Annotated in this window: 7 protein-coding genes; 5 read left to right on the top strand and 2 right to left on the bottom strand. The window is 67.1% G+C overall.

The window, feature by feature from the left end; genetic code table 11:
• From ELR45_RS38735 to ELR45_RS22245, 4 genes are all read left to right on the top strand, one after another.
• On the top strand, positions 1-622 hold a 622-nt coding region (locus tag ELR45_RS38735; RefSeq protein ID WP_205857045.1), incomplete at its 5' end, for an extracellular solute-binding protein.
• Between the two features lie 250 nt (positions 623-872).
• The gene (locus tag ELR45_RS22255) at positions 873-1,847 is read left to right on the top strand and encodes a carbohydrate ABC transporter permease (RefSeq protein ID WP_129668283.1); all 975 of its coding nucleotides are present in this window, start codon (positions 873-875) and stop codon (positions 1,845-1,847) included.
• Complete coding sequence (locus ELR45_RS22250) at positions 1,844-2,662, top strand: carbohydrate ABC transporter permease (protein ID WP_129668282.1); 819 nt, start codon at positions 1,844-1,846, stop codon at positions 2,660-2,662. The genes ELR45_RS22255 and ELR45_RS22250 overlap by 4 nt, the downstream gene beginning before the upstream one ends.
• An 85-nt stretch (positions 2,663-2,747) precedes the next feature.
• The gene (locus ELR45_RS22245; RefSeq protein WP_205857044.1) at positions 2,748-4,694 is read left to right on the top strand and encodes a glycoside hydrolase family 127 protein; all 1,947 of its coding nucleotides are present in this window, start codon (positions 2,748-2,750) and stop codon (positions 4,692-4,694) included.
• Positions 4,695-4,745: 51 nt separating this feature from the next.
• Here ELR45_RS22245 and ELR45_RS22240 read toward each other — a convergent pair whose 3' ends face one another.
• Positions 4,746-5,036, bottom strand: coding sequence for a YrhK family protein (locus tag ELR45_RS22240; RefSeq protein ID WP_129668280.1), 291 nt, complete (start codon positions 5,034-5,036; stop codon positions 4,746-4,748).
• 83 nt (positions 5,037-5,119) lie between these two features.
• Between ELR45_RS22240 and ELR45_RS22235 the strand changes: the two genes are divergently transcribed.
• Positions 5,120-5,743, top strand: coding sequence for an SH3 domain-containing protein (locus ELR45_RS22235; RefSeq protein ID WP_129668279.1), 624 nt, complete (start codon positions 5,120-5,122; stop codon positions 5,741-5,743).
• Between the two features lie 193 nt (positions 5,744-5,936).
• On the opposite strand, the gene ELR45_RS42335 is transcribed toward ELR45_RS22235, so the two are convergent.
• A partial coding sequence (locus ELR45_RS42335; protein WP_240760043.1) for a response regulator transcription factor occupies positions 5,937-6,059 on the bottom strand: 123 nt, incomplete at its 5' end.

Here is a 6,059-nt window from a genome sequence, read left to right as displayed (position 1 = left end):
TTCCGGAGCGGACCTGCGGGACCTCGACTCGCCTGAAGCGATCGAGGCACTGGAGCTGTGGACCGGCTGGCTCGAGGCCGGATACGCGCCCAACTCGGTGATCACCAACTCGCAGAACACCACGTGGGAAGAGTTTCTCACCGGAACGTTCGCCTTCGGTGTGAACGGCACATGGCAGGTCAACAGCGCGGGCGAGGCCGCCTTCCCCACCGGCGTCATCTCCATTCCGGGCCGGGACGGCGGCGCCGCACCCGCGCCCACCGGCGGTGAGTTCATCACCGCGCCGGTCCAGGACGACGACGGTCGCTACAACATCACCACGCAGATCGTGGAGTGCATGACCACGCCCGAAGGCTTGGTCGAGACGGCCACGACGTTCGCCTACTACATACCGCCGACGCTGGAAGGTCAGGACGCGCTCCTGGAGGAGAACGCGGAGCTAGAGCCGTGGGTGGATGCGGTCCGCAGCGCCAAGGGGCGTACCAGCGACGACCTCGGGACCGACTACCCGTTGATCTCCGAAGCGCTCTGGACCGCTGTGCAGAACGCGCTCAGCGGGTCGATGAGCGCCGACGAGGCGCTGGGCACGGCGCAGACCGAAGCCGAGGCGGCAACCGAGTGATCCCGGGCTACGGGGCTCTGGCGGACGGGGCGAGAATTTCGGCCCTCGTTTGGTCTGGCGTCCGGTGGGGAGAGAATCCCAGCCTCGCCCGCGGCGAGGTCGTCGCGGGGCTCCTCCCACGCCGACGCCCGAGCCTACCCTGGCTGGGATTCTCTCTCCCCACCTTCGCGCTTGAGTCGCGTTCGGGCCGAGAATTCTCGCTCCGTCCGCCGCCCCTAAGCCCGGTACTAGGTAAGGACGAGGAAGAATCATGAGATCCACCCCGATGAGCCGTACGGCGCCGGGGCGCGTGGGCGTAGCGAGCGATGACACGTCGCTCGCTACGCCGCCCGGCCGCAGGCGCGTCCGGTCCACCAGGTGGGCGGCGTTGGCGTTTATTGCTCCGCTGGTCGTTTACCTGGTGGTCTTCTACGCGTATCCGCTGTATCGGAACATCGACCTCAGCTTGCATGACTACACGCCGCGGGCGTTCGTGCAGGGCAATCCGGATTTCGTCGGGTTCGACAATTTCGCGGATGTGATTTCATCGAACGCCTTTGGGCTGGCGTTGCGGAACACCGCCATCTTCACGCTCGTGTCGATCGGTTTCCAGTACACCATCGGCCTGGCACTCGCCGTGTTCTTCCGGAACCATTTCCGGCTGTCCGGGGTGCTACGTGGGATGTTCCTCATTCCATGGCTGTTGCCCCTGATCGTCTCGGCATCCACGTGGTCGTGGATGCTGAACAGCGAGAACGGGATCGTCAACTCGTTCCTGGGCGCGTTCGGGATCGGCCAGATCAACTGGCTGACATCGCCGGAGTGGGCGCTGACCTCGGTGATTATCGCCAACATCTGGCTTGGCATCCCGTTCAACCTGGTCATTCTGTACGCCGGCCTGCAGAACATCCCCGATGACCTGTACGAGGCCGCTGCGCTGGACGGGGCGAACGCCTGGCAGCAGTTCTGGCGGATCACCTTTCCGCTGCTGCGTCCGGTGTCGGCGGTCACGCTGTTGCTCGGACTGATCTACACGCTCAAGGTTGTGGACGTCATCTGGGTCATGACCACTGGCGGCCCGGGCAACGCTTCTACCACGCTGGCGATCTGGTCCTACCGCGAGGCGTTCGGCACCGGTCAGCCCGACTTCTCCCCCGCCGCCGCGATCGGCAATCTGCTCATCGGGATCGCGCTGGTCGCCGGTTTCGTCTATCTGTACCTCCAACGCAGGCAGGAGCGGTCATGACCCGTCGCCGCACCTGGTGGAAGACCGCACTGGGCGTGTTCTTCACCGCGCTGATGCTCTTCCCGGTCTACTGGATGTTCAATGTCTCCCTCACGCAGACCAGCGACATGCGTGCGGACCCGCCGAACTGGTTCCCCTGGAACCCCACGTTCGAGGGCTACGCGGACGTCTTCGACCAGCAGTTGCCCAACCTGATGACGAGTCTCATCGTCGGGCTGGGCTGCGTGCTGCTCACTCTCGTCATCGCGGCGCCTGCCGGTTACTCACTCGCCAAGCTCCGCCCACGAGGGGCGAACGGGATCAGCTTCCTGCTGCTGGTCGCGCAGATGATTCCCAGCGTGGTGATGGCGATGGGGTTCTATGCGATCTACGTCCGGCTCGGCTGGCTCAACAGCGTGTGGGGACTCATCATCGCCGACTCGACCATCGCCGTCCCGTTCGGCGTGTTGCTGTTCACCGCGTTCATGTCCGGCATCCCGCAGGAGCTCATGCACGCGGCCAAGGTCGACGGCGCCGGCACCTGGCGGACCTTTCGCTCGGTGGTACTGCCGGTCAGCCGCAACTCGGTGCTGACCGTCTCACTGTTCGCGTTTCTTTGGGCCTGGTCCGACTTCATCTTCGCCTCCACCCTCGACCGCAACGGCGACATGATCCCGATCACCCTCGGGATCTACAACTACATCGGCAACAACACCACCCAATGGAACTCGATCATGGCGACCGCCGTCGTCGCCTCCATCCCCGCCGCTGCCCTGCTCGTCGTCGCGCAGCGTTACGTCGCCGGTGGTGTCACGGCGGGCGCAGTCAAGGATTGAGCGCGCACCGGCACCCCTGCCCCGCTCTTCTCGGCACCGGCTACCGATGCCGAGCTCGTCTGACCTCGACCTCGAAGGAGCAAACGTGACCGTGCACGAGACGGCGATCGGCATCGACCCACAGGGTGGACGCCCCGTCATTCCATCCCGGGGCGACAGGCGTCCGCTCGGACTCGGCGAGGTATCGCTCCTCGACGGGTTCTGGGCGCGGCTGCAGGCGATCAATTGCGCGGCGACGTTCGAACACTGCGAACGGTGGATGGAAAGGCTCGGTTGGCTGGCCAACTTCGATCGCGTCGCCGACGGCGCGACCGGGCCTGACCGGCCCGGCTGGTCCTTCTCCGACTCCGAGGTCTACAAGCTCATCGAGGCGATGTCGTGGGAGTACGCCCGGACAGGCGACCGCGCCCTGGACGACGGCGTGCGCCGGCTTACCGCACGTGTGGGACGTGCCCAGGACCCTGACGGTTACCTCAACACCTATTACGGACACGCCGGCCAGGATCCGCGGTACAGCGACCTGGAGATGGGGCACGAGCTGTACTGCGTCGGACACCTGCTCCAAGCAGCCGTCGCCCGGCTGCGCACCGCGGGTGCGGACGAACTGGTCCAGATCGCCCGGCGGGCCGCCGACCACGTATGCGAGATCTTCGGCGCGGAAGGAAACCAGGGGCTCTGCGGTCATCCGGAGATCGAGGTGGGCCTGGCGGAGCTCGGGCGCGCCCTCGAAGAGGAGCGCTACCTCGCGCAGGCACGGCTCTTCCTCGACCGCCGTGGGCACGGCGCTCTCCAGGAGACTCCGCTGGGCCGCGCCTACTTCCAGGACGACGTTCCGATCCGGGACGCCGAAACGTGGCGTGGCCATGCGGTCCGCGCGCTCTACCTGACCGCCGCGGCTGTGGACGTCGCCGTCGAGCAGGGCGACGACGAACTGCTTGCGGCCATCGAGCGCCAATGGGAGAACGCCGTGGCACGGCGGACGTACATCACCGGCGGGATGGGATCTCGCCATCAGGACGAGGGGTTCGGCGACGACTGGGAGCTTCCGCCGGACCGGGCCTACAGCGAGACCTGCGCCGGCATCGCCTCGGTCATGGTGGCGTGGCGGCTCTACCTCGCCACCGGTCGCGTCCGCTACGCCGACCTCATCGAGCGCACGCTCTTCAACGTGATCGCGGTGTCGCCGCGTGCGGACGGCCGGGCCTTCTTCTACGCGAACCCGCTGCACCAGCGGACTGCGGGCGGCGCTCCGGACGACGACGCGGTGAGCCCGCGGGCGGAGAGCGGGGCACGCGCCGCGTGGTTCGACGTGTCCTGCTGCCCGACCAACGTCGCACGTACCCTCGCGACCTGGCAGGCCTACGCCTGTACCGTCGGTGAACGGGACTTGACACTGCTGCAGTACGCGGGCATGAGCATCGATGCCGAGCTCGGCGACGGACGGGCGATCCGCGTCGACCTCGAGACGGCCTACCCTCAGGACGGCGTCGTGACGGTGCGGGTGGTGCACGCTCCCGCGGGCGCGGTGGCGCTGCGCCTGCGTGTCCCCTCCTGGGCCGATGGAGCGGTGCTCGAGGAGGGCGGGCGGCTGGGCCGGGTCGAACCCGGTCTGGCGGTCGTGGATCGTCAGCTGACGAGCGGCGAGGAGATCCGCCTGCGACTGCCGATCCAGCCGCGGTTCACCTGGCCCGACCGGCGCGTCGACGCGGTCCGCGGCTGTGTAGCGGTGGAGCGGGGTCCACTGGTGATGTGCGTGGAGTCCGTAGATCTGCCGGAAGGTATCGAACTTGACGACGTCCAGATCGACGCCGATGCGCCGCTGACCGTACGGGACCAAGCCGTGCTGGCACGCGGACTGGTCGCGCCCCAGATCGCCACCGGCAGTGGCTGGCCGTATGCGGCCGGCGGCCGGCCACGTGAGGGTGCCGGCAGCGCCGTCGAACTGATACTCCGGCCCTATCACCAGTGGGCGGAACGAGGTCCGTCGGCGATGCGGGTCTGGCTGCCGGACGCTACGGCATCTCGACGATGATCACGGCCGAGACGTCGTAGCGTTCGCAGCACGCACGACGGGCGGCGCGTCTCAGAAGTCGTGTCCCGCTTCCCGCGGCTGGTGCCCGCCGATTCGTCGCAGGTGGACCTGCCGGCCCAGCCGGATCAGCGGGCGGATCAGCAGTTCGACGCTCCCGGCCAGGAAGCACCAGGTCCCGGCGGTGGTCCAGTCGTCTGAGAAGAACATGACGCTACCGACGATGAACCACAGCGCGATCAGGATGTCGTTGACGATGCTCGCGGCTTCGTACCGCTGGCGAATGATCAACTCCTCGCGGCCGACCCGGATCGTCAGTCCCTGCTCATCTGCATGCTCGGACATGTCACACATCAAATCAGAAGGCGCTCGTCGATCCCAGGTGCAACCGAACAACCGCCTCAGGCGTGTTCCTGGTTAAGAAGCCGATGAGCCGGCTGCATCCGTTGGCCGGCAAGGTCAGGAGGACACTCATGGTCATCAGGCGCCACGCTCGCAAGATCGCTCTGGCGATCGGTACCGCTACCGTCATTCCCTTGGGCCTGATCGCTGCGGCCGCACCCGCGCAGGCATCGCACGCGCCCTACGAAGGCAAGGTCACCGCGTCGTCCCTCAACGTCCGAAGCGCACCGACGGGCGCGTCCAGCAAGGTCGGCTCGCTCAGCCACGGCACCACGGTCAGGATCCAATGCAAGGTCTTCGGCCCGTCGGTCAGTGGCAACTCCCTCTGGTACAAGCTGGGCAACGGAAACTGGGTGACCGCCCGCTACGTCTCGAACGTCGGGTCCGCGCCCCGCTTCTGCGGCTCCGGCCAGGAGTACACAGGCACGGTCGTGTCGCGGACGTCGCTCGCCGTCCGAAGCGGCCCCAACACCGCAAACGCCAGAGTCAGCTCCGCGCCGCGCGGCCAAGAGCTGGCTCTGGTGTGCAAGGTCAACAGCCAGTCGATCGACGGCAACCCGCGCTGGTACCAGCTGACCGGCGACAGCGGCGGCCAGTGGGTCTCCGCCCGCTACGTCTCCAATGTCGGCTCGGCTCCCCCGTACTGCTGACGTCACCGCCGGAGCGGATCTACCGACATCATCCGAGCTATGAGTCAGATTCTGTCGGTAGATCCACCCGGCTCTCGCGCCGCCGCGGTGTCCATCGCGAGGTGCGTCAGATCGCATGGGTCGGGCGGCGCAGGGTAGCCACACGGGTATGAGCCAGCCCAGAGCACACCGGTGGTTCCGGCGGCCGCGGCGCTCAGTCCAGCCAGCCCGGCGTGATCATGCCGGACTCGTATGCCTGAACCACCAGCTGCGCGCGGTCACGTACCCCCAGCTTGGTCATGATGCGGCTCACGTGGGTCTTGGCCGTCGCCGGACT

Source organism: Phytoactinopolyspora endophytica (assembly GCF_004138495.1).
In the GTDB taxonomy this organism is placed as follows: Bacteria; Actinomycetota; Actinomycetes; order Jiangellales; family Jiangellaceae; genus Phytoactinopolyspora; species Phytoactinopolyspora endophytica.
Note: the sequence above shows the minus strand (reverse complement) of the source record. Positions and strands in the feature narration are given on the sequence as shown.

Excerpts from the sequence above, each read along its gene's own strand:
- ELR45_RS22255 (WP_129668283.1), top strand. The coding sequence starts at position 873 with ATGAGATCCACCCCGATGAGCCGTACGGCGCCGGGGCGCGTGGGCGTA.
- ELR45_RS22250 (WP_129668282.1), top strand. The coding sequence starts at position 1,844 with ATGACCCGTCGCCGCACCTGGTGGAAGACCGCACTGGGCGTGTTCTTC.
- ELR45_RS22240 (WP_129668280.1), bottom strand. The coding sequence starts at position 5,036 with ATGTCCGAGCATGCAGATGAGCAGGGACTGACGATCCGGGTCGGCCGC.
- ELR45_RS22235 (WP_129668279.1), top strand. The coding sequence starts at position 5,120 with ATGAGCCGGCTGCATCCGTTGGCCGGCAAGGTCAGGAGGACACTCATG.